Source organism: Brevundimonas sp., from assembly GCF_031412435.1.
Lineage (GTDB): Bacteria > Pseudomonadota > Alphaproteobacteria > Caulobacterales > Caulobacteraceae > Brevundimonas.
In genome coordinates this window covers 84,737-105,691 of record NZ_JANODA010000006.1, presented here as the reverse complement: position 1 = coordinate 105,691, position 20,955 = coordinate 84,737, and the positions used below count along the sequence as shown (strand labels likewise).

Sequence of the window (20,955 nt, the reverse complement as noted above, 5' to 3'; positions counted from 1 at the left end):
TCTTGACCTCAAGTCGGCTTGAAGCTGCAGACTGTGCGAACCGGTCCGTCCCGGCAATCCTTGAAGAGCCCCAAAATGACCGATCACCCCGCCCCGCCCCTCGATCATGCCTTCTGGGCGCAGAAGGGCGGTGACGCCTGGCTTCAGCTTCAGGGCCTGATGGAACGGCTCTATCTGCCTATCTCCGACGCCATCCTCGACAGGCTGGATCCGCCTGCCGGGGCCCGAATCCTGGATGTCGGTTGTGGCGGCGGGGCGACCACTCTGGCCCTCGCCCGACGCCTCGGACCGGACGGCCAGGCCGTCGGCGTCGACATATCGCAATCCCTTCTGGACTCGGCGCGTCGCCAGGCCTCAGCCGCCGGCGTCGACAACGTCGAGTTTGTCCAGGCCGATGCCCAGCAGCACGATTTCCATCGGAACAGCTTCGACGCGATCATCTCCCGCTTCGGTGTCATGTTCTTTTCCGATCCCGACGCCGCCTTCGCCAACCTCCGGCGGGCGACCAGGTATGGAGGCATACTGGTCATGGTCTGCTGGCGCAGGGCGGAGGACAATCCCCTCGCGCTGCTTCCGGCGGACGCCGCTGCGCCGCTGTTGTCCGAGCCGCCGCAGGTCACGACCGAGGGGCCGGGTCGGTTCGCCTTCCGGGACCCCGACCATGTGCGCGGCATCCTGACCCGATCCGGCTGGCGCGATATCGACATCACGCCACTGGACGTTTCGACTCCTCTCGATTTCGACGAGGCCATGGCCCTGAGCACCCGGCTCGGCGTGCTGGCGACGGTGCTTCCCGGTCTCGACGACCGGCTGAGGGCGCAGATCTGCGAGGCGGTCGCGGCGCGACTGAGTGATCATGTTCAGGACGGTGTCATCCCGATGTCGGCGGCCTGCTGGATGATCGTCGCGCAGGCTTGAAGGGATCGCTCAGGGCTGGCCGGGGCCGAACGGCCATGCGAAACCGCCGCCCATGACCTACAAACATCTCTTCTCCCGCGCCCTCGGCCTCGACCCGGAGCGGTTGCATTTCGCAGCGCACAGCCATCACCTGTGGCCGGACGCCTCGTTCGACGGGCAGGTGCGGGCCTGGGTCGAGGCGAACCATTTCGCCGACCGGAAATGGGATCTGGTCTTCGGCGAGGTCGTGCCGGAGGCGCAGAAATATATCGCGAAAGAGCTGGGCCTGCCGGATCCGGAGACGGTGGTCTTCGCGCCCAACACCCACGACTTCCTGATCCGCATCTTCTCGGGTTGGGAATCCAGGCCCGTCCGTATCCTGACCACCGACGGGGAGTTCCACGCCTTCCGCCGCCAGGCCGAGCGCTGGGAAGAGGCGGGCGAAGCCGTCGTCACGCGCGTGCCGCTGGAGCCGTTCGAGACCTTCGACGCGCGCTTCACGGCGGCTGCCCAGGCGGGCGGTCACGACGTGATCGTGGTCAGCCAGGTCTTCTTCAAGACGGGTCAGGCGATCGGCTGTATCGACGATCTGGCGGCGATGGCGAAGCCCGAGGGGCCTTGGGTGATCGTCGACGGCTATCACGGCTTCATGGCCACCCCGACCGATCTGTCGGCGGTCGCTGACAGGATCTTCTACGTCTCCGGCGGCTACAAATACGCCATGACAGGCGAGGGGGCGGGGTTGCTTCACGCGCCCCATGGCTTCTGCGAACGGCCGGTCGTGACCGGCTGGTTCGCCGAGTTCGGCAATCTGATGGGTCCGCCCGAGGGCGTTCAGTACCGGGGCGACGCAGGGCGGTTCTGGGGCGCGACGTTCGATGCGACGCCGCTCTATCGGTTCAACGGCGTGCGGCGGATGCTGGACGAGCAGGGGCTGACCACGGCGGATATCTCGGCCCACGCCGACCGGCTGCAGGCGCGGTTCGCGCAGGCGTTGGCGGCCGGTGACTGCGGCGTCCTGGGCGAGGCCGAGGTGCTGAACCCTATCATGGGCGACAACCGGCCGCGCGCGCGGTTCCTGGCCCTGAAACACAAGGACGCCCAGCGCTGGCGGGCCGACCTGCTCGCCGCCAACGTCGTCACAGACGTTCGCGACGACACGATCCGCTTCGGCTTCGGCCTTTATCAGACCGACGAGGACGTCGAGCGTCTGATCGGCGTCTGCAAGCGTCTGTTCTGACCTAGAAGAAGGTCGTGTCTTCCGTCTGGCTCGGCTGAGGCGGGGCGGCCGGGGTCGTGCGCGGCGTGGTCGTCGGGCGGGCGGGCGTTGTTCCAGGCGCGGTTGCCGGCTGGGGCGTCCCCGGTTGCGCCGGGGGAATGGTCTGACCGGCCGGCGGGATCGGTCCGAGGCTCGGATACGGCAGGCTTTCGGGCGTACCGTTTCCGGGTACGGGCGTTGTCGGCGGGATGGCCGGGCCAGGCTCGGCGACACCGGACGGGGCCACGACGTCGGGCGCCGAGAAATCGTCGCGGATGAAGGCCCATGAGCGGCTGTCGGCGCAGGCGCAGGCCTTCATGAACCCGTCCCGGTCGCGCCAGATCACCAGCGGATAGCCCGTCGGAGCGCCGGCCTCGCGCAGAAGGCCGGTCAGCCGCGTGACGAACTCGCGGCTGGCCTCGACCACGGCGGAGCGGGCAAGGTTGCCATCCGACGCAGGGATGCCGGCCGCCGTCCAGTTGCGCGAGGGGGTGGCGGTCCAGCGCTCGTAGAGGCTCCAGTCGCGGCTGAGCCACAGCTCGGCGACGGTGGCGCGCTCGGCCGGGGTGGACTGGACCTGACCTTCGCGGTCGGGGCGGGCGAAGACGACGACGCGGGCCTCGACCCCGCCGGCGCGCAGCTTCTCGGCCTCCTCGCGCTCGTAGCGCTGGGTGGAGGCGCTGTCGCGATAGCCGATGATGTAGAGGGGTTCGCCCCCGCCGCCGCCCGAGACCCAGGAGGCCTCGTCCAGCAGGCGCTGGATCTCGGCCTGGTTCCGCGAGATCGTGACCGGCTGGAACCGGGCGTAGAAATTCCAGTAGGCCCAGTAGCCGGTGCCGGCCAAAGCCAGGCCGATGACCACCGCCAGGGCGGACCAGATCAGAAAGCGACGCATGCGGGGGAGCGCTCCAGCTTCAGCATATGGGCGAGTTTAACGCTTAACACCGAATTGCGTCGCCTGCTCTATTGCTCCCCCATCGGGGGAGGGGGACCGCGTCTTCGCGGTGGAGGGGCTTTCCTCGGACCCCGCGTTCGCTGTGGGCCCCCTCCGTCACGTCGCGAAGGCGCGCCGCGCCACCTCCCCCATTGGGGGAGGATCAGGTCACCCCATCGTCGGGATGACGAAGCTGGAGTCGGCGTGTTCCAGATCGCTGTCCGGCCAGCGGGCGGTGATGGTCTTGACCTTGGTCCAGAACTTCACGCCTTCCATGCCGTGCTGGTTGGTGTCGCCGAAGGCGGAGCGCTTCCAGCCGCCGAAGGTGTGATAGGCGACCGGCACCGGGATGGGCACATTGATGCCGACCATGCCGACATTGACCCGGGCGGCGAAGTCGCGGGCCGCGCGGCCGTTCTGGGTGAAGATGGCCACGCCGTTGCCGTACTGATGCTTGCTGGGCAGCGACAGGGCCTCCTCGAAGCTGGCGGCGCGGACGATCTGCAGGACGGGTCCGAAGATCTCCTCCTTGTAGGATTCCATCCCGGGCGTGACGTGATCGAACAGCGACGGGCCGATGAAATAGCCCTTCTCGTGCCCCTGCAGGCTGAAGCCGCGGCCGTCGACGACCAGTTCGGCGCCATCTTTTACGCCCTGTTCGATCCAGCCCTCGACCCGGGCCTTGTGCTGGGCGGTGACGACGGGACCATAGTGGGCGCCCGCATCGGTGGAGACGCCGACCCGCATGGTCGGGATCTCGGCGACCATCCGTTCGCGCAGTTCGTCGGCGGTCTTCTTGCCGACCGGCACCACGACCGGCAGGGCCATGCAGCGTTCGCCGGCCGAGCCGTAGGCGGCGCCCGACAGGTCCTTGATCACCTGGTCCATGTCGGCGTCAGGCAGGACGATGCCGTGGTTCTTGGCGCCGCCCATGGCCTGGACCCGCTTATGGTTGGCGGCCCCGACCTGGTAGACATAGTGGGCGATGTCGGACGAGCCGACGAAGCTGACCGCATGGACCAGCGGGTGCTCCAGGATCGAATCCACGGCCAGCTTGTCGCCGTGGACGACATTGAGGACGCCGGCGGGAGCGCCCGCCTCCATCATCAGCTCGGCCAGACGCACCGGCACCGACGGATCACGCTCCGAGGGCTTGAGGATGAAGGTGTTGCCGACCGCAATGGCCACGCCGAACATCCACATCGGGATCATGGCCGGGAAGTTGAACGGGGTGATGCCCGAGACGACGCCCAGCGGCTGGCGCATCGAATAGACGTCGATCCCGGGACCGGCGCCCCAGGTGTATTCACCCTTCAGCGCATGCGGGATGCCGCAGGCGAATTCGATGACTTCCAGACCTCGCTGGATGTCGCCCTTGCTGTCCGCGACGACCTTGCCGTGCTCGCTGGACAGCAGCTCGGCCAGCTCGGTCATATTGGCCTCGACCAGGCGCTTGAACTCGAACATGACGCGGGCGCGGCGCTGGGGGTTGGTCGAGGACCAGCCTTCGAAGGCGTTCTGGGCCGACTGGACCGCACGATCCATCTCGGCGACCGAGGCCAGCTGGACGCGGGCCTGGACCTCTCCGGTGTTCGGATTGAACACATCGGCGTACCGGCCCGAGGTCCCGGTGAAGGACGCGCCGTCGATGAAATGGTTGATGTCGCGCATGGCGGCGTTTCCCTGAAAGCAGACTGTTCTTGTTTGGCGGGCGGTTTAGCGCGGGATGGAGCCGGGCGAAACCAAATCCTCCCCCATCGGGGGAGGGGAACCGCGAAGCGGTGGAGGGGACTGGCCGCGAAAAGGGGCGTCTGGATCGCGCCCCCTCCGTCTCTACGCTCCGCCTCGAGCCCCCTCCCGCGACAGGGGAGGAATAGTCACCGCGTGCCGCCGGGGATCCATTTCACGTCGGCCGCGCCATTGGCGTTGGCGCGGCGGCCGGCAACGAAAAGATGATCCGACAGCCGGTTGAGGTAGCGGAGGGCCTCGGGGGTCACCGCCGCCCCGGTCTCGACCAGCCGGATCGCGTCGCGTTCGGCGCGGCGGGCGACCGTGCGGGCCAGATGCAGATGGGCCGACAGGGGCGAACCGCCCGGCAGGATGAAGCTGTCCAGCGACTTCAGGCTCTCGTTCATCCAGTCGATCTCGGCCTCCAGCCGGTCGATCTGGGACTGAACCATCCGCAGGGCCTCCCATGTCGGCGGCGGATCGAGCGGGGTGGCCAGGTCGGCGCCGAGGTCGAACAGCTCGTTCTGGATCCGGCCCAGCATGGCGTCGATACGGTCGTTCTGGCCCGAATGGAGGCGGGCGACGCCGATGACGGCGTTCAGTTCGTCGACCGTGCCATAGGCCTCGACGCGGGGATCGGATTTGGAGACGCGGGCGCCCGAGGCCAGCCCCGTGTCGCCGCCGTCGCCAGTGCGGGTGTAGATCCTGTTGAGGACGACCACCTCAGGCCCCGTATGTGGATTTCCACCACAGGCCGGCCATCAGCAGCACGATCGCTGTCGCCTGCAGAGCGACCCGCAGTCGCATCAGCTTGTTGGAGTTGGACCGGGCGTAGTCGCCGCCGCGATACAGCGAATAGATGCCGAAGCCGAGGGTGACGGCGACCGCGCCGATGGCGATCAGGACGAGGATGTCGAAGACGTTCATGGGACTAATCTAGGCCTCTCGAAGGGCGGGCGCCAGCGACCGTCCCTGCGGCGACTTACCGCCGTTCAGGTTCAGCTAACCCTGCCCCTCCGCGCGATCCTAACCTTTGCCGTATCATATGGCCGGGTCAGGAGCCTGAATGACCGACCGCGCCTTCCGCAATCTCGACAATCTGCGGACCTCCGCATCGACCGCGCGGGTGCTGAACCTGCTGCGGGTCAGTCACGAGCATGGCCGGACCGACGGCTGGCGCGATGCTCCCATGTTCGAGAACCCGACCCTGAACCGCTGTCTGGTGATCAAGCACCGGCTGCGTCGCAACGAGGTCGATGAGTTCCGGGTGCGTCGCTATGTGGCGACCAAGATCATCCTGCCGATCGACGGGGCCGACCTGCGCGTCGGGGGTCGGTACATCTTCGTCGATCAGGTCGGATTCGACCAGATGCTGGAGCAGGCGCTCGGCGTCGGGCCGTCGCATCCGGACCGCAGGATACTGTCGCTGATCGACGAACTGCCCAGCCTGGACCCCTTCCTTCTGCGCGAGCAACTGCGGCGCAACGGCCATGCGCCGGACCCCTGCTATTTCAACGTCTCCGAAGCCGACCTGAACCGGATGTCGGACTTCGTGGCCAATGAGATCACGCCCCTGGTCGACCTCAGCATGGGGCCGGACGCGGACCTGGCGGCCGACAATCCGGTCGCGCGTCTGACCGCCAAGATCATGTCGAACTCGGCCGGCGAGGACATGAGCGCGCTGGGCCAGACCCTGATGCTGCGGCCCGAGGAGTATGAGGAGGGCGTCTTCTGCTGGAAGGGGTTCCTCTACTACAAATGGGCGCTGCAGGCGATCACCGGAGACATCGGCTGGGTCGTCGACAGCGTCCGGCGGGTGAGGCCCCGGGGCCGGGTGGATGCCGACCAGTACGTTGCGATCGACCGGGCGAAGGAACAGGTGCGCCGCCGCATCCTGCTGACCTGCGAAGCCACCGCCGACATGCTGCGCGTCTATGACGACGCCTTCCGCGGCCTGACCCGCGAAGGCAAGCCGACGGCCTTCCGCGATTTCCTGCGCGACGCTCCGATCCTGTTCGCGCGGCTGGGCGAGCGGCTGGGCGCGATCCAGCATATCGTCAGCTTCTGGCGCTACCGGATGACAGGCGACAGGTTGGCGCCGGACGGCGAGGAACTGCTGGATCTGCTCGCCGACTTCGAGACCAGCCTGTCGGGCCGCGAACGGCCTGATGTGCTCCAGCTGGCGGCCTAGGCAAAAAGAAAAGGCGGCCCACCGATCCGGTGCGCCGCCTCTTCTGTCTGCGGACTGTCCGCTTCCTAGTAGCGGTAGGCTTCCGGCTTGAACGGGCCTTCGGTGGGCACGCCGATGTAGTCGGCCTGTTCCTTGTTGAGCACGGTCAGCTTGGCGCCCAGCTTGGCCAGGTGCAGCATGGCGACCTTCTCGTCGAGGTGTTTGGGCAGGGTGTAGACCTGGTTCTCGTAGGCCTTGATGTTGGTCCAGAGTTCGATCTGGGCCAGGGTCTGATTGGTGAAGGACGCCGACATCACGAACGAGGGGTGACCCGTCGCGTTGCCCAGGTTCACCAGACGGCCTTCCGACAGCAGGATGATCTTCTTGCCGTCCGGGAATTCCACATGGTGGACCTGCGGCTTGATCTCGTCCCACTTGAAGTTCTTCAGGCCGGCGACCTGAATCTCCGAGTCGAAGTGGCCGATGTTGCAGACGATGGCGTTGTTCTTCATCGCCCGCATGTGGTCGACGGTCAGGACGTCCAGGTTGCCCGTGGCGGTGACGAAGATGTCGGCCTCGTGGGCCACGTCCTCGACGGTGACGACCTCATAGCCTTCCATCGCGGCCTGCAGGGCGCAGATCGGATCGACTTCCGTGACCTTCACGCGAGCGCCGCCCTGGCGCAGCGAGGCGGCCGAGCCCTTGCCCACGTCGCCGTAGCCGCAGACCACGGCGACCTTGCCCGACAGCATGACGTCGGTGCCGCGACGGATCGCGTCGACCAGCGATTCACGGCAGCCGTACAGGTTGTCGAACTTGGACTTGGTGACGCTGTCGTTGACGTTGATGGCCGGGAACGGCAGGTCGCCCTTCTTGGCCATTTCGTACAGGCGGTGCACGCCCGTGGTGGTCTCTTCCGACACGCCGCCGATGGCGTCGCGGATGGCCGAATAGAAGCCGGGCTTCTCGGCGATGTAGCGCTTCATGACCTTGTAGAGGGCTTCTTCCTCTTCGTTCTGCGGGTTGGCCAGCAGGGACAGGTCCTTCTCGGCCTTCGGGCCGAGCACGCACAGCAGGGTGGCGTCGCCGCCGTCGTCGAGGATCAGGTTGGGATAGCCGCCGTCGGCCCATTCGAAGATCTTGTGGGCGTAGTCCCAGTACTCTTCCAGGGTCTCGCCCTTGGTGGCGAAGACCGGGGTGCCGTTGGCGGCGATGGCGGCCGCGGCGTGGTCCTGGGTCGAGAAGATGTTGCACGAGGCCCAGCGGACGTCGGCGCCCAGGGCTTCCAGCGTCTGGATCAGCACGGCGGTCTGGATCGTCATGTGCAGCGAGCCGGCGATGCGGGCGCCCTTGAGGATCTGCTGCTCGCCGAATTCTTCACGCAGCGCCATCAGGCCCGGCATTTCCGTTTCGGCGATGGCGATTTCCTTGTTGCCGAACGGGGCAAGCGAGATGTCGCGGACGATATAGTCGGTCATGAAGGCGGCTCCTTGAGCGCGGCAGGGTTCGAAGATTGCGCGCGCCTATAGCCCGCCAACGACCATTGGGCAAGAATCATATAAGGATGTCTTTATATGATGCCTTAATCCTCCCCCGTCGGGGGAGGGGGCCACGAAGTGATGGAGGGGGCCGACTTCAAACGCCGGCGCCCGGGGTGGGCCCCCTCCGTCACGTCGCGAAGCCGCGCCGCGCCACCTCCCCGTCGGGGGAGGAATAGTTACTGCGGCGTCTGCGACCGCACGCCCTGGGTCTCGGGCACGTAGAGGCCGGTCACGGCCCGGGTGATGAAACCGCCCGGCTGCTCGCGCGGGCCGAAGCGTTCGCAGGGATCGGGCGTGGCGATGGCGCGGACCGCGCGGTCCTTCGGCGCGAAACTGTCGCCGACCTGGTCGCCGAACAGTTCCGCGAACTGCAGGGCGTCGCCGACGCGCGACAGGGACGGCGTGTCCATGCCCACGACATTGGCCGAGCGCGCCCAGGCGAGGGCGGCGACCTGGGTTCCGCCCTCGATGACCAGCTCAGCCTCGGCGGCCAGCATGCCGGTGGTGCCCGGAGGGCGCACGCCGATGGGACCGGGAATGAAGAAGTTGGCGACGGCCGAGGCGCCCGACCCGACCGCCCCGGTGGGAACGATCCGCGTCACGGCGGTGCGCACGCGCGCGGCGTCGGTCGCGGGGGCCGGCAGAACGGTGAACCGCTCGCTGATCTCGTAGCAGACCTGACGATCCACCTCGCCCAGCACCAGGGCGACATCGACCGGGGCGATACCCTCGGCGGCCCCGGGGCTCAGGACCGACGGCTCGATGAAGACCCGCTCGACGCCCTGAGACGCCGCGTCGTCGCGACGGTCGCGGACGGAGACCCGAAGCGTGCCCTCCTTGGTTTGAAGCCCGTCATAGGTCTGCAGGAACCCCGCATTCGCTGCGGGCGCCGTCTGGCAGGCGGCGAGGGCGAGCGCGCTGACGAGCAGAACGGGGGCGGCCCGAAGAAGGCGTTGGGTCATGAGGAGTATCCGAAGGGGAAGAGGCGGCTTAACACCACAGGAGCTGAAAGGATCATCGCCATGGTGTCACAGTTTTCAGCTTCGAAGGCGCGGTCTGCCCACTTCACCGGGACAGCCTGCGTCGTTCGCGGTCTTGGCCGTCGACGCGCCTTGAAGATTGCCGTCCAGCTTGCTTCGATTTCAGCCACGATTGCAGCCTAGGCCGCCGCCTGCTCGGCCTTCCTGAGCGCGCTCGCCCGGACCTTTTCGCTCTCGGACTTCAGCTGGCCGCAGGCGGCGAGGATGTCGCGGCCGCGCGGCGTTCGGATGGGCGAGGCGTAGCCGGCCTTGTTGAGGATGGCGGCGAAGCGTTCGATCGTCTTCCAGTCTGAACACTCATAGTCCGTGCCGGGCCAGGGGTTGAACGGGATCAGGTTGACCTTGGCCGGGATGCCCTCGATCAGCTTCAACAGGGCGCGGGCCTCGTCGGGGCTGTCGTTGACGCCCTTCAGCATCACATATTCGAAGGTCACCCGGCGGGCGTTGGAGATGCCGGGATAGGCGCGGATGCCGTCCATCAGGGTTTCGAGATCGTATTTCTTGTTCAGCGGCACGAGGACGTCGCGCAGGGCGTCGTTGGTGGCGTGCAGGCTGATCGCCAGCATGGCCTGGGTCCGGGCGCCCAGGGCATCGAGCTGGGGCACCACGCCACTGGTCGAGACCGTGATCCGGCGACGCGACAGGGCGATGCCCTCGTTGTCCGAGATGATGTCGATCGCGTCGGAGACGTGGTCGAGATTGTACAGCGGCTCGCCCATGCCCATGAAGACGATGTTCGACAGGCGGCGGTCTTCCTTGGGGGACGGCCATTCGTCGAGGTCGTCGCGGGCCACCTGGACCTGGGCCACGATTTCTGCGGCGGTCAGGTTGCGGACCAGCTTCTGGGTGCCCGTGTGGCAGAAGGTGCAGTTCAGGGTGCAGCCGACCTGGGACGAGACGCACAGGGCCCCGGCGCGACCCACGTCCGGGATATAGACGGTCTCGATCTCGATGCCCGGCGCGGTGCGGATCAGCCATTTGCGCGTGCCGTCGTTCGACACCTGGCGCTCGACGATCTCGGGACGGGCCAGGGTGAAGGCGGCGGCCATGGCCTCCTGGGCGGTGCGGGCGATATTGGTCATCGCCGCGAAGTCGGTCACGCCATAGTGGTGGATCCATCCCCACACCTGCGAGGCGCGCATCTTCGCCTTCTCGGGCGGACAGATGTCGGCGTCGATCAGCGCCTGGCGCAGGCCCGCGCGCGTCAGACCGGACAGGTTGACAGGGGCCGATTTGGCCGGGGCAGAGGTGGGCGACAGGTCGAGCGTAACGCTCACGGGCGGTGATCCTGGGTGGAGGGGAACGCGCCTTATAGCACGGATCGGGATGGATTTAAGGCCAACGCCGGTCGGTCACAGGATGAACCGGCTGAGGTCCGCGTTCTTCGACAGGTCGCCGACCTTCTCGCGCACCGCGTCGCCGTCGAAGGTCAGGGTCTGGCCGTTGAGGTCCGAGGCCTTGAACGAGGTCTCCTCCAGCACCCGTTCGATCACGGTGACCAGACGCCGCGCCCCGATGTTCTCGACCGCGCCGTTGGCCGCCACCGCAGCGTCGGCAAGCGCCTCGACCGCGTCCGGGGTGAACTCCAGCGTCACGTCCTCCGTCGCCAGCAGGGCCTGGTTCTGGCGGATCAGGTTGGCCTCGGGCTCGGTCAGAATGCGCACGAAGTCGTCGCGTGTCAGGGCCTTCAGCTCGACCCGGATCGGCAGACGACCCTGGAGTTCGGGCAGCAGGTCGCTGGGCTTGGCGACGTGGAAGGCGCCCGAGGCGATGAACAGCACGTGGTCGGACTTCACCGGCCCGTATTTGGTCGAGACCGTGGTCCCCTCGATCAGGGGCAGCAGGTCGCGCTGGACGCCTTCCCGCGACACGTCGGCGCCGCCGCGGTCTTGCCGCCCGGCGACCTTGTCGATCTCGTCGATGAAGACGATGCCTTCGTTCTCGGCCAGCAGAAGGGCGTCGCGGTTCAGGCTGTCCTGATCCAGCAGCTTGTCGCTCTCTTCGGTCACCAGCGGGGCGAGGGCATCCTTGACCGTGGTGCGCACCGACTTCGTGCGACCGCCGCCGAGCTTGCCCAGCATGTCCGACAGATTGAGCAGGCCGACATTGCCGCCGCCGCCGACGTCCAGCCCCTGGATCGGGGATGAGGTGTCGGCCAGCTGGATCTCGATCTCCTTGTCGTCCATCTCGCCGGCGCGCAGCTTCTTGCGGAAACTGTCGCGGGTCGCGGGCTGGGCGCCCGGACCGACCAGGCCGTCGAGGATACGCTCCTCGGCGGCGGCTTCGGCCTTGGCGCGGACGCCGGTGCGTCGGGCATCCCTCACCATGACCAGGGCTGCCTCGACCAGGTCGCGCATGATCTGATCGACGTCGCGGCCGACGTAGCCGACTTCGGTGAATTTTGTCGCCTCGACCTTGAGGAAGGGCGAGCCGGCGAGGCGGGCGAGGCGGCGAGCGATCTCGGTCTTGCCGACGCCGGTCGGGCCGATCATCAGGATGTTCTTGGGCGTGACCTCGTCGCGCAGATCGTCGGGCACGCGCTTCCTGCGCCAGCGGTTCCGCAGGGCCACGGCGACGGCGCGCTTGGCGTCGTGCTGGCCGACGATGAAGCGGTCGAGTTCGGAGACGATTTCGCGGGGAGACAGGTCGGTCATGTTCCGCAGATAGTCGCTGTCAGCCCGCAGCGGGAGGGGGAGATGTCACAGGAGCGGCGGGCGGATCGTTGATGATCTGGGCGAAGACCAGCACCCAGCCCATCGATCGCTTCTGCCACAGGTGCACATAGTGGCCGGCGCGCGGGGCCTCGTCGCGGGTCCACAGCGCGCGGCCGTAGGTCCAGACCATGTCGCCGGCCGCCGAGGACCCGCCGCCGAACGGGGTGCTGAGCTCGAAACTGTACGGCCAGCCGTCGAGTGCGGCGGGGAAGGCGTCCGCTCCTATGGCCGGCGGCAGGGGAGCGACATAGAGGCGGCCGTCGGGCGCCAGGAGCGACAGGTGCGCCTCTTTCTGGTCGCGCAGGGCCGAGGCGGCAAGGACGGCCTCCACGGTGCGGACCTCGGACATCGCGGCGTCCGGACTGGACGATTCGAGGATGGAGGTGGGCAGGAGCAGGGGCTCGGTCTCGGGGCCGGGAACCCCGGCGGCGCTGGCGGCGACCCCGCCGTCATAGATCCACTTCCATGACCCGTCGTCCTGGCGCTGCCAGATGGTGAAGTAGTGACCGGTGCGAACGCCGCCCACCTCCACTCCGCCGGTGGTGAAGCCGAGGTCGCCGGACTTCGAGATTCCCGCCCAGTTTGGCCACCAGACCAGCGACGGCGCGGTCGGATCGAAGACGGCGGCCGGGTCGAGAATCTCGTGCGCCAGTCGTGGCGCTCCGCCCGCGATCATGACGGCGTCGGCGGTCGACCACTTCAGGAAGGCGCCGTCGACGCCCATGATCAGGCCGTCGGCCGCGAAGGCGCGCTCCGCCGCCACGATCTGCGAGGCCTCGGCGGGCTGGGCCCACGCCGGACGGGCGAAGGCCAGTAGCAGGGCGGCGAAAAGGATCAGACGAGGCATGGGGACTCCCGTCGTCAGTCATGCCGGGATCGGCATGGATGTCCCGTTAAATCGCGGAAACCCGGGCCACGCCAAGCCTGACGGTTTCTGACTGGACGTTTTTGGGGGGCCTCGCTCGACGCGAGGCCTCTCGGGGCTTCGGCCTAGAGCCGTTCCACCGTCAGGTTGCCGTTGGTGTAGACGCAGATGTCCGCGGCGATGGCCATGGCCCGGCGGGCGACCGCCTCGGCGTCCATGTCCGTGTTGTCGATCAGGGCGCGGGCGGCGGCGAGCGCGTAGTTGCCGCCGGAGCCGACGGCGGCGACGCCGTATTCCGGCTCGAGAACGTCGCCGACGCCGGTGACGGTGAAGATCGCGTCCTTGTCGGCGACCAGCAGCATGGCCTCCAGCCGGCGCAGATAGCGGTCGGTGCGCCAGTCCTTGGCCAGGTCGACGCAGGCCCGGGCCAGTTGGTCCGGATACTGTTCCAGCTTGGCCTCAAGGCGCTCGATCAGGGTGAAGGCGTCGGCCGTGGCCCCGGCGAAGCCCGCCAGAACCTTGCCGCCCGCCAGGGTGCGCACCTTGCGGGCCGCGCCCTTGACGATGGTGGCGCCCATCGAGACCTGGCCGTCGCCGGCGATGACGGTCCTGCCATCCTTGCGGACCGCCAGAATGGTGGTGCCGTGCCAGTCGGGGAAGCTGCCGGGTGTCTGGGTCATCCGGCTCAGATGGCGACCGAAATGCGGCGGGGCAAGTCGAAAGCTTTGCAAAAACAGCGTTCCATCTTAGCCATATTTTGACCGATGTAACGGGTTACAACGGCATAATCAGGACCAGAAACAGCCGTTTCCGAGGATAAGCTTTGCTTTATCGCGTGATCATTGCCGCCGAAACTGTCGGCTCGACCGGTGTGTCGACCCTGTCGCTCGCGCAGATTCTCGGCGTGTCGGAACGTAACAATCGCCGTGATCACATCACCAGCGGCCTGATGTTCCTCGATGGGTGGTGCTTGCACGGCATCGAAGGCCGTCGCACTGATGTCGACCGGCTGGTTCGTCGTATGTCGGAGGATCGCCGCCTGAAGAACCTGCGCGTCCTGATCGACAAGCCGATTGCCGAACGGTCGTTCAGCGAAACGATGACCCTTTGCGACAACCCCCGGGGCGTCCTGGCCGCCATTCACCTGTCCGACCTGGCCGAAATTACAGGCTATCAGGCCGAGCAGATCGTGGAACTGAAACAGGCGGCGTGACGTCGGAGTCAGTCGCGCCTAACTGAGGCGCATGAGTTTCTCCCCCGAAGAGGTTGAGCGCTACGCCCGGCACCTGGTGCTGTCGGAAGTCGGCGGGCCCGGACAACAGCGATTGAAGGCGGCCTCGGTGACCATCGTCGGCGCCGGCGGAGTGGGTGGCCCGGCCGCGCTCTATCTGGCCGCAGCGGGCGTCGGAACCTTGCGCATCATCGACGGCGACGCCGTCTCCCTGTCCAATCTCCAGCGGCAGATCCTGTTCGACACGGCCGACATTGATCGGCCGAAGGTCGAGGCGGCCGCCGGACGGCTGGGCGCCATCAATCCCCATGTCCGCGTCGAGGCGCTGAACCATCCCATGACGGCGGAGAACGCGGCTTCGGTCATCGTCGGGGCGGATGTGGTGTTGGACGGCACCGACGATTTCGAGACCCGGTATGCCGTCAACGCGGCCTGCGTGTCAGCCGGAGTTCCGCTGGTCTCCGGCGCGCTCGGTCGCTGGACGGGCCAGGTCGGGGTGTTCGCCGGGAAGCCCTGCTATCACTGCCTGGTGCCGGAGAGCCCGCCGGATGCCGAGACCTGCGCCCGCGTCGGCGTCGTGGGCGCCCTGGCGGGCGTGATCGGGGCCATGACGGCGCTGGAGGCGATCAAGCTGATCACTGGCGCGGGCGAACCCCTGACCGGCCGGCTGATGCTCTACGATGGTCTTGCGGCGACCAGCCGGACGGTGACGGTGATGGCCGATCCTGCCTGTCCGGTCTGCGGGAGTCGGCCGGAGTGACGAAGAAGGGGCGCACGATGGCTCGTGCGCCCCTGACCTCAGCCTCGAAAGCGCCGCGCGCCTATTCCGGACGCGTGCGCTTCTTGCGGAACGACGGGTTCAGCGTCTGCTTGCGCAGGCGGATCGACTTCGGCGTCACTTCCACCAGCTCGTCGTCGGAGATGTAGGCGATGGCCTGTTCCAGCGACATCTGGCGCGGCGGGGTCAGGCGCACGGCCTCGTCCTTGCCGGAGGCGCGGACGTTGGTCAGTTGCTTGCCCTTGATCGGGTTGACGTCCAGGTCGTCCCAGCGGGCGTTCTCGCCGATGATCATGCCCTCATAGGTCTTCTCGCCGGCGCCGACGAACATGACGCCGCGATCTTCGAGATTCCACAGGGCGAAGGCGGCGGTTTCGCCGTCCGAGTTGGAGATCAGCACGCCCTTCAGGCGGCCGGCGATGTCGCCCTTGTAGGCTTCGTAGTGGCTGAACACACGGTTCAGCACGCCCGAACCGCGCGTGTCGGTCAGGAACTCGCCCTGATAGCCGATCAGCGAGCGGGACGGGGCCTTCAGGCTGATGCGGGTCTTGCCGGCGCCCGACGGACCCATGTCGGTCATCTCGGCCTTGCGCGCCGACAGCTTCTCGATGACCACGCCCGAGAATTCGTCGTCGACGTCGATCATGACATCCTCGATCGGCTCCAGCTTCTCGCCGTTCTCGCCGGTCTGGAAAACAACGCGAGGACGCGAGATCGAGACCTCGAAGCCTTCGCGGCGCATGTTCTCGATCAGAACGCCCAGCTGCAGTTCGCCGCGGCCGGCGACCTCATAGGCGTCGCCGCCTTCGGTCGTCGTGACGCGGATGGCGACGTTGGCTTCGGCTTCCTTGAGCAGGCGATCGCGGATGACCCGCGACTGAACCGTGTCGCCTTCGCGGCCGGCCAGGGGGCTGTCGTTCACCGAGACGGTCATGGAGATGGTCGGCGGATCGATCGGCTGGGCCGGCAGGGCGTCGGTGACTTCCATGGCGCACAGGGTGTCGGCCACGGTCGCCTTGGACATGCCGGCGATAGCGACGATGTCGCCCGCTTCCGAACCCTCGTCTAGGGCGGTGCGCTTCAGGCCGCGGAAGGCCAGGACCTTGGTGATGCGGCCGCGTTCGATTTCCTTGCCTTCGCGGTCCAGGGCGTGGATCGCCATGCCGGGGATCGCCTTGCCGCTCTCGATACGGCCGGTCAGGATGCGGCCCAGGAACGGATCGGACTCGATCAGCACGTTCAGCATCTGGAACGGCTTGTCCTTGTTGTCCTGCACCTTGGGCGGCGGGACGTGATCGACGATCAGGTCGAACAGGGGAGCCAGGTTGTCGTTCGGCTGGTTCAGATCCATCGTCGCCCAGCCGTTACGGCCCGAGGCGTAGATGTGGGGGAAGTCCAGCTGCTCGTCCGTCGCGCCGATGGCGGCGAACAGGTCGAAGGTCTCGTTGTGAACGCGGTCCGGATCGGCGTGGGCGCGGTCGACCTTGTTGATGCAGAGGATGGGCCGCAGACCCATCTTCAGCGCCTTGGTCAGGACGAACTTGGTCTGGGGCATGACGCCCTCTTCGGCGTCCACCAGGATGACGCAGCCGTCGACCATCCCGAGGATGCGCTCGACCTCGCCGCCGAAGTCGGCGTGGCCGGGGGTGTCGATGATGTTGATGCGGGTTTCGCCGGCCTTGCCGTTCCAGAGCACCGAGGTGCACTTGGCCAGGATGGTGATGCCGCGCTCCTTCTCCTGGTCGTTGGAGTCCATCGCCCGTTCGGTCTGGGCCTCATTGGCTCGGAAGACGCCGGACTGGGCCAGGAGTTGGTCCACCAGGGTCGTTTTGCCGTGGTCGACGTGGGCGATGATGGCGACGTTGCGAAGGTTCATTCTGTTTCAATGCGAATAGGCGGCCGACAATGCGGTGGCCGCTCGTTAGAGGCGTCATGCGGGGAGCGCGCGCCTCTTACAGGCTGGGCGCCGGAAAGGCCATAGCGCCCCAAGATGGCGACCGTTTGACAGTCCTTCGGTCGGGGAGCAGCGTTCGAACCCTGATTCAGGGAGCGGGCGGATGAAGCGTTTGATCGTGGCGGGGGCCGTGGCCCTGATGTGCGCCGGCGGGGCGGCGGGGGCTGGGGAAGACGCGATGTCTCCGGCCGAGATCGTCGCGGCGCGCCAGGCGGCCCTGATGATGTCCGGCGTGACCATGGGCTCCATCAACGCGGCGCTGGACGCCGGAGCGCCGGCCCAGTCGATGGGCTTCAGTTCTGCGGCCCTGACCCGCTGGGCCGCCGCCCTGCCCGGGATGTTCCCGGCCGGCACAGGCCCGGACGCGCTCGGCGCGGCGACCAAGGCCAAACCCGAGATCTGGACGGATCGCGCGGGCTTTGAAGCCCGTGCGGGCGACTACGCCGCCGCCGCCGCCCGTCTGCAGGAACGGATCGCCGCCGGCGACACGGCGGGCGCCCAGGCCCAGTTCATGGTTGTGCGGGCGTCCTGCCAGTCTTGCCACGACGCCTACCGGTCGTAGGCGTCAGCCGCGTCGGATTGCAGCCGTCAGGATCAGCCAGGCCGCCGACGATTTGACGACCGCGCCGGCCAGGAAGGGCGTAAAGCCTCCGGACATGGCGGCGGTCCAGCCGATGTCGAGCGCCAGCCAGGCCGCACCGGGCAGCAGGATCGACAGGTGGGCTGCGCTGAGGATGACGATGCCCGGTAGCGGGCGCCTGAGCCAGCCCCGGCGCCCGGCCTCGCCCGAGGCCCAGGCGGCCAGGACGAACCCGACCAGATAGCCTGCCGTCGGTCCGGTCAGGGCCGCCATCCCGCCGCGCCCGTCCGACAGCACCGGAAGGCCGACGGCCGCCGCCGCGAGATACAGTCCCATCGCCGCAACGCCGCCGCGCGGACCCAGAACACCGCCCGCCAGGACGACGGCCAGGCTCTGGAGCGTCATCGGCACGGGAACCATGGGCAGGCTGACCTGCGCCCCCACCGCCGTCAGGATGGCGAACAGTACGACGCCCAGGGCTCGCACCCCGGGCGTCTTCAGCCAGTCCATTTCGGCCGTTGGGCTCAGACCTTGGCCGAGCGGCTGCGGATCCAGGCGTAGAGCGCCAGCGTCAGCACCATGAAGACCGCGATTCCCGAGAGCATCGCCGGCCAGGTCGAGCCTTCCGGCAGCATGGCGAAGGGCGCGTCATTGCCCGTGGCGACGATGACCCCGGCCGTCATGACCAGGAACAGACTCTCGCCCACGATCAGGCCGGAGGCCAGCAGCACGCCCATTCGGCGGCCGACGTCGGCGAAGCGAGTGGTCTTGATGGCCTTGTCGTAGACCCAGCCGCAGACGGCGCCGATCACCAACATCGTGGTCACGGCGGCCGGCAGGTAGAAGCCGATGCCGACCGCCAGAGGCGGCAACTTCACCTTGCCCTTGGTTGAGGCGTTCAGGACGGCGTCCAGCACGATGATGACCACCCCGATCACCGCGCCGATGCCGATCAGGTCCCAGCGCAGGTCGCCGCCGATGACGCCGCGCGCCAGGGCCGAGATCAGGGTGGCTTGAGGGGCGGCCAACGGCTCGTCGGCGATGCCGGCGGGGCCGCCCTCGAAGCCGAATGCCTGGTTGAGCAGGTTCAGGATCAGCGGGATGACGATCGCGCCGGCGATGACGCCGACGATCAGCGCCGTCTGCTGGCGCCAGGGCGTGGCCTGGACCAGCTGGCCGGTCTTCAGGTCCTGCAGGTTGTCATTGGCGATAACGGCCACGGCGAACACCACCGCCGTCACGATCAGGGCGAAGGCCACCACCGACGGATCGGCGGGCAGGCCGGCGAGGGCCAGCACGCCCAGCATCAGCACCGAGGCGATGACGATGGCCAGGATGCCGACGCCCGACACCGGGCTGTTTGACGAGCCGATCAGCCCGGCCATGTAGCCGCAGATGGCCGCCACGGCGAAGCCGATCAGCACGACATAGATCAGACCGCCCGCGACCAGCAGTACGGTCGAACTCGCCAGGGTCGGATTGCCTTGGGCGAAGACAGCCAGCAGGAAGCCGATGCCGATCAGGCAGGCGACCGACAGACCGGCGACGATGTTGATCGGAATATCCTGTTCGGTGCGGTCAAGAACCTCGCCGGCGTTGCGGCGGCGGTTGGCGGCGAGCGCGGAGGTCAGGCCGCCGATCAGAGGGCCGGCCAGTTTGATCAGGGTCCAGATGGCGGCGACGCCGATGACGCCGGCGCCCATGAACCGCACCTCGCGCCTCCAGACGGTCGAGGCGAGCTCCTCGGCGCTCACGCCGGCCGGCAGGGTGGTGGCGATGGAGGGGATGCCATGGGCGGTCAGCCAGGCTATGGTGTCCGGGCTGGTCAGGATCGGCACGGCGATGCCCCAGGCCAGCAGCAGGCCGAACGCCTGGGCCAGACCCACGGTCAGGCCGATCAGGTGACCGGCGCCCAGAAGCGCGAACTGCATGCCGAAGCCCATGCCCGTCGCGCCGCCGCCGAGCGCCGCCGGCAGCTTGATGAACCTGGCGGCCTCGCCTGCAAACACCCGGCCGGCGACCAGCAGGGCGTAACCGGCCGAGACCAGCGAACCGACGATCACGATCAGCAGGCCCGCCTTGTTTTCGCGCACGGCGCTGTCGGTCTGTTCGGCGCCGCGTGAGCCGACCGTCAGGACTTCCGCCGCCGCGACGCCTTCCGGGTAGGGCAGGCCGGCCTCGACGACGAGGGCGCGGCGCAGCGGGATGGAGAAGGTGACGCCGAGAATGCCGCCGAAGACGCAGATCAGCACCGATTCCCAGAACGGGAATTCCAGCCACCAGCCGACCATGACCAGGCCCGGCAGGACGAAGATGATCGAGCTCATGGCCCCGCCGACCGAGGCCACGGTCTGGACGGTCATATTCTCCCAGATGGTGGAGGTCTTGAACATCCGCAGGATGGCCATGGAGATGACTGCCGCGGGAATCGCCGAGGCGAAGGTCAGCCCGACCTTCAGGCCCAGATAGGTGTTGGCGGCGGTGAAGACGACCGCCAGCAAGCAGCCCAGGACGAGGGCGCGGATCGTAAGTTCGACGCGCTTCCTGGGCGCGGCGGCGGGCGTATCGGTCATCAGGCGGTCCCCTCGAAGAAGCGCGAGACCTAATCCTGAAACGGCGCCGCTAGCAACGCTGCGGCGCCGAAGAGGTTAGCGCTGCACCCATTGGCCCGACGCATTGCGGTACCACTGGCCCGTCGAGATGCGCGGCAGGAGCTGGCTTTCGAACATCCGGGCGGCGGCGACCTCGGTGGAGGTGCCGACATCGGCGGCCGAGGCGGCATAGACCTGACGACGGGCGCTGTTGGTGGCGGCGACGGCGGTCCGGAGCTCCGGATCGGCCGTGGTGCGGATGCCGAGGTAGCCGTCGGCCTGTTCGCCGACGACGCCTTGCGCCTTAGCCGCATCGATGAGCGACTTCTGGGCCGGTGTCTGAGCCCATGCATTGCTCAGGGGGGCAGCGCCCGCGGCCACGCCCAGCGCAACGACGGCGGCGCCCAGAACGAAGTATTTGCGGAAGGTCATGGGAGAGGTCTTTTCCATCAGAAGAGATTGGGATTTTCGGCCAGCAGGTCCTGCAGCTCGCGGTCCAGCCGGACGCGGACGTCGGCGTCCAGCTTGGCGTAGATCTCGATCGGCGCGACCTCCAGACGGATGGTCGGGGTGCAGGCGCCCAGCATGGCCGAGGCGGCCAGGGCCAACAGGCCGAGGCGAACGGCGCGGGAGGAAGGTGGGGTCATCGGGCGGTCTCCAGGGTCTTCAACGCT

The 20,955-nt window shown here is 67.7% G+C and carries 21 protein-coding genes; 6 read left to right on the top strand and 15 right to left on the bottom strand.

Going from position 1 to position 20,955, the window contains the following annotated elements; all coding sequences use genetic code 11:
* The first annotated feature begins 75 nt into the window (after positions 1–75).
* Positions 76–918 (top strand): class I SAM-dependent methyltransferase, encoded by an 843-nt coding sequence (locus tag RMO01_RS01530; protein ID WP_309627285.1) that lies wholly within the window; start codon positions 76–78, stop codon positions 916–918.
* 52 nt (positions 919–970) lie between these two features.
* Positions 971–2,137, top strand: coding sequence for an aminotransferase class V-fold PLP-dependent enzyme (locus tag RMO01_RS01525; RefSeq protein ID WP_309627284.1), 1,167 nt, complete (start codon positions 971–973; stop codon positions 2,135–2,137).
* Position 2,138: 1 nt separating this feature from the next.
* Here the strand turns inward: RMO01_RS01525 and RMO01_RS01520 are convergent, their stop codons facing one another.
* From RMO01_RS01520 to RMO01_RS01505, 4 genes are all read right to left on the bottom strand, one after another.
* Positions 2,139–3,050 carry a hypothetical protein gene (locus RMO01_RS01520; protein WP_309627283.1) on the bottom strand — a complete coding sequence of 304 codons (912 nt, stop codon included), beginning with the start codon at positions 3,048–3,050 and terminating at the stop codon, positions 2,139–2,141.
* 207 nt (positions 3,051–3,257) lie between these two features.
* On the bottom strand, positions 3,258–4,760 hold the full coding sequence (locus RMO01_RS01515; protein WP_309627282.1) for a CoA-acylating methylmalonate-semialdehyde dehydrogenase: 1,503 nt from the start codon (positions 4,758–4,760) through the stop codon (positions 3,258–3,260).
* Between the two features lie 206 nt (positions 4,761–4,966).
* Positions 4,967–5,539 carry a cob(I)yrinic acid a,c-diamide adenosyltransferase gene (locus RMO01_RS01510; RefSeq protein WP_309627281.1) on the bottom strand — a complete coding sequence of 191 codons (573 nt, stop codon included), beginning with the start codon at positions 5,537–5,539 and terminating at the stop codon, positions 4,967–4,969.
* Between the two features lies 1 nt (position 5,540).
* A complete protein-coding gene (locus tag RMO01_RS01505) occupies positions 5,541–5,744 on the bottom strand; it encodes a twin transmembrane helix small protein (protein WP_309627280.1) in 204 nt (67 codons plus the stop codon).
* Between the two features lie 139 nt (positions 5,745–5,883).
* Here RMO01_RS01505 and RMO01_RS01500 point away from each other — a divergent pair, with 139 nt between their 5' ends.
* Positions 5,884–7,008 (top strand): hypothetical protein, encoded by a 1,125-nt coding sequence (locus tag RMO01_RS01500; protein ID WP_309627279.1) that lies wholly within the window; start codon positions 5,884–5,886, stop codon positions 7,006–7,008.
* 65 nt (positions 7,009–7,073) lie between these two features.
* On the opposite strand, the gene ahcY is transcribed toward RMO01_RS01500, so the two are convergent.
* The 6 genes from ahcY to hslV all read right to left on the bottom strand — a co-directional run bounded on the left by ahcY (position 7,074) and on the right by hslV (position 13,827).
* A complete protein-coding gene (gene ahcY, locus RMO01_RS01495) occupies positions 7,074–8,465 on the bottom strand; it encodes an adenosylhomocysteinase (protein WP_309627278.1) in 1,392 nt (463 codons plus the stop codon).
* A 239-nt stretch (positions 8,466–8,704) separates the two neighbouring features.
* Positions 8,705–9,490: a DUF3313 family protein gene (locus RMO01_RS01490; protein ID WP_309627277.1), complete on the bottom strand. Its 786-nt coding sequence runs from the start codon at positions 9,488–9,490 to the stop codon at positions 8,705–8,707.
* 197 nt (positions 9,491–9,687) lie between these two features.
* A complete protein-coding gene (rlmN, locus tag RMO01_RS01485) occupies positions 9,688–10,845 on the bottom strand; it encodes a 23S rRNA (adenine(2503)-C(2))-methyltransferase RlmN (RefSeq protein ID WP_309627276.1) in 1,158 nt (385 codons plus the stop codon).
* A 75-nt stretch (positions 10,846–10,920) separates the two neighbouring features.
* Complete coding sequence (gene hslU / locus RMO01_RS01480) at positions 10,921–12,222, bottom strand: ATP-dependent protease ATPase subunit HslU (RefSeq protein ID WP_309627275.1); 1,302 nt, start codon at positions 12,220–12,222, stop codon at positions 10,921–10,923.
* A 19-nt stretch (positions 12,223–12,241) separates the two neighbouring features.
* Complete coding sequence (locus RMO01_RS01475) at positions 12,242–13,129, bottom strand: DUF4440 domain-containing protein (protein ID WP_309627274.1); 888 nt, start codon at positions 13,127–13,129, stop codon at positions 12,242–12,244.
* A 143-nt stretch (positions 13,130–13,272) separates the two neighbouring features.
* Positions 13,273–13,827 carry an ATP-dependent protease subunit HslV gene (gene hslV, locus RMO01_RS01470; protein WP_309627273.1) on the bottom strand — a complete coding sequence of 185 codons (555 nt, stop codon included), beginning with the start codon at positions 13,825–13,827 and terminating at the stop codon, positions 13,273–13,275.
* Positions 13,828–13,970: 143 nt separating this feature from the next.
* On the opposite strand from hslV, the gene RMO01_RS01465 reads away from it, so the two are divergent.
* Together RMO01_RS01465 and RMO01_RS01460 are read left to right on the top strand one after the other, a co-directional pair.
* Positions 13,971–14,360 (top strand): BLUF domain-containing protein, encoded by a 390-nt coding sequence (locus RMO01_RS01465; RefSeq protein ID WP_309627272.1) that lies wholly within the window; start codon positions 13,971–13,973, stop codon positions 14,358–14,360.
* 31 nt (positions 14,361–14,391) lie between these two features.
* The gene (locus RMO01_RS01460; RefSeq protein ID WP_309627271.1) at positions 14,392–15,138 is read left to right on the top strand and encodes a molybdopterin-synthase adenylyltransferase MoeB; all 747 of its coding nucleotides are present in this window, start codon (positions 14,392–14,394) and stop codon (positions 15,136–15,138) included.
* 61 nt (positions 15,139–15,199) lie between these two features.
* On the opposite strand, the gene typA is transcribed toward RMO01_RS01460, so the two are convergent.
* Positions 15,200–17,032, bottom strand: a complete 1,833-nt coding sequence (typA, locus tag RMO01_RS01455) for a translational GTPase TypA (RefSeq protein WP_309627270.1) — start codon at positions 17,030–17,032, stop codon at positions 15,200–15,202.
* A gap of 181 nt (positions 17,033–17,213) precedes the next feature.
* On the opposite strand from typA, the gene RMO01_RS01450 reads away from it, so the two are divergent.
* Positions 17,214–17,672 carry a cytochrome c gene (locus RMO01_RS01450; protein ID WP_309627269.1) on the top strand — a complete coding sequence of 153 codons (459 nt, stop codon included), beginning with the start codon at positions 17,214–17,216 and terminating at the stop codon, positions 17,670–17,672.
* A gap of 3 nt (positions 17,673–17,675) precedes the next feature.
* Here the strand turns inward: RMO01_RS01450 and RMO01_RS01445 are convergent, their stop codons facing one another.
* The 4 genes from RMO01_RS01445 to RMO01_RS01430 form a co-directional block, all read right to left on the bottom strand.
* Positions 17,676–18,200: a biotin transporter BioY gene (locus tag RMO01_RS01445; protein WP_309627268.1), complete on the bottom strand. Its 525-nt coding sequence runs from the start codon at positions 18,198–18,200 to the stop codon at positions 17,676–17,678.
* A gap of 14 nt (positions 18,201–18,214) precedes the next feature.
* The gene (locus tag RMO01_RS01440) at positions 18,215–20,263 is read right to left on the bottom strand and encodes an OPT family oligopeptide transporter (RefSeq protein ID WP_309627267.1); all 2,049 of its coding nucleotides are present in this window, start codon (positions 20,261–20,263) and stop codon (positions 18,215–18,217) included.
* A gap of 75 nt (positions 20,264–20,338) precedes the next feature.
* Complete coding sequence (locus RMO01_RS01435; RefSeq protein ID WP_309627266.1) at positions 20,339–20,713, bottom strand: YdbL family protein; 375 nt, start codon at positions 20,711–20,713, stop codon at positions 20,339–20,341.
* A 17-nt stretch (positions 20,714–20,730) separates the two neighbouring features.
* Complete coding sequence (locus tag RMO01_RS01430) at positions 20,731–20,928, bottom strand: YnbE family lipoprotein (RefSeq protein ID WP_309627265.1); 198 nt, start codon at positions 20,926–20,928, stop codon at positions 20,731–20,733.
* Positions 20,929–20,955 lie beyond the last annotated feature (27 nt).

Excerpts from the sequence above, each read along its gene's own strand:
- RMO01_RS01530 (WP_309627285.1), top strand. The coding sequence starts at position 76 with ATGACCGATCACCCCGCCCCGCCCCTCGATCATGCCTTCTGGGCGCAG.
- RMO01_RS01525 (WP_309627284.1), top strand. The coding sequence starts at position 971 with ATGACCTACAAACATCTCTTCTCCCGCGCCCTCGGCCTCGACCCGGAG.
- RMO01_RS01520 (WP_309627283.1), bottom strand. The coding sequence starts at position 3,050 with ATGCGTCGCTTTCTGATCTGGTCCGCCCTGGCGGTGGTCATCGGCCTG.
- RMO01_RS01515 (WP_309627282.1), bottom strand. The coding sequence starts at position 4,760 with ATGCGCGACATCAACCATTTCATCGACGGCGCGTCCTTCACCGGGACC.
- RMO01_RS01505 (WP_309627280.1), bottom strand. The coding sequence starts at position 5,744 with ATGAACGTCTTCGACATCCTCGTCCTGATCGCCATCGGCGCGGTCGCC.
- RMO01_RS01500 (WP_309627279.1), top strand. The coding sequence starts at position 5,884 with ATGACCGACCGCGCCTTCCGCAATCTCGACAATCTGCGGACCTCCGCA.
- ahcY (WP_309627278.1), bottom strand. The coding sequence starts at position 8,465 with ATGACCGACTATATCGTCCGCGACATCTCGCTTGCCCCGTTCGGCAAC.
- RMO01_RS01490 (WP_309627277.1), bottom strand. The coding sequence starts at position 9,490 with ATGACCCAACGCCTTCTTCGGGCCGCCCCCGTTCTGCTCGTCAGCGCG.
- hslU (WP_309627275.1), bottom strand. The coding sequence starts at position 12,222 with ATGACCGACCTGTCTCCCCGCGAAATCGTCTCCGAACTCGACCGCTTC.
- RMO01_RS01475 (WP_309627274.1), bottom strand. The coding sequence starts at position 13,129 with ATGCCTCGTCTGATCCTTTTCGCCGCCCTGCTACTGGCCTTCGCCCGT.
- hslV (WP_309627273.1), bottom strand. The coding sequence starts at position 13,827 with ATGACCCAGACACCCGGCAGCTTCCCCGACTGGCACGGCACCACCATT.
- RMO01_RS01460 (WP_309627271.1), top strand. The coding sequence starts at position 14,392 with ATGAGTTTCTCCCCCGAAGAGGTTGAGCGCTACGCCCGGCACCTGGTG.
- typA (WP_309627270.1), bottom strand. The coding sequence starts at position 17,032 with ATGAACCTTCGCAACGTCGCCATCATCGCCCACGTCGACCACGGCAAA.
- RMO01_RS01450 (WP_309627269.1), top strand. The coding sequence starts at position 17,214 with ATGAAGCGTTTGATCGTGGCGGGGGCCGTGGCCCTGATGTGCGCCGGC.
- RMO01_RS01445 (WP_309627268.1), bottom strand. The coding sequence starts at position 18,200 with ATGGACTGGCTGAAGACGCCCGGGGTGCGAGCCCTGGGCGTCGTACTG.
- RMO01_RS01440 (WP_309627267.1), bottom strand. The coding sequence starts at position 20,263 with ATGACCGATACGCCCGCCGCCGCGCCCAGGAAGCGCGTCGAACTTACG.
- RMO01_RS01435 (WP_309627266.1), bottom strand. The coding sequence starts at position 20,713 with ATGACCTTCCGCAAATACTTCGTTCTGGGCGCCGCCGTCGTTGCGCTG.
- RMO01_RS01430 (WP_309627265.1), bottom strand. The coding sequence starts at position 20,928 with ATGACCCCACCTTCCTCCCGCGCCGTTCGCCTCGGCCTGTTGGCCCTG.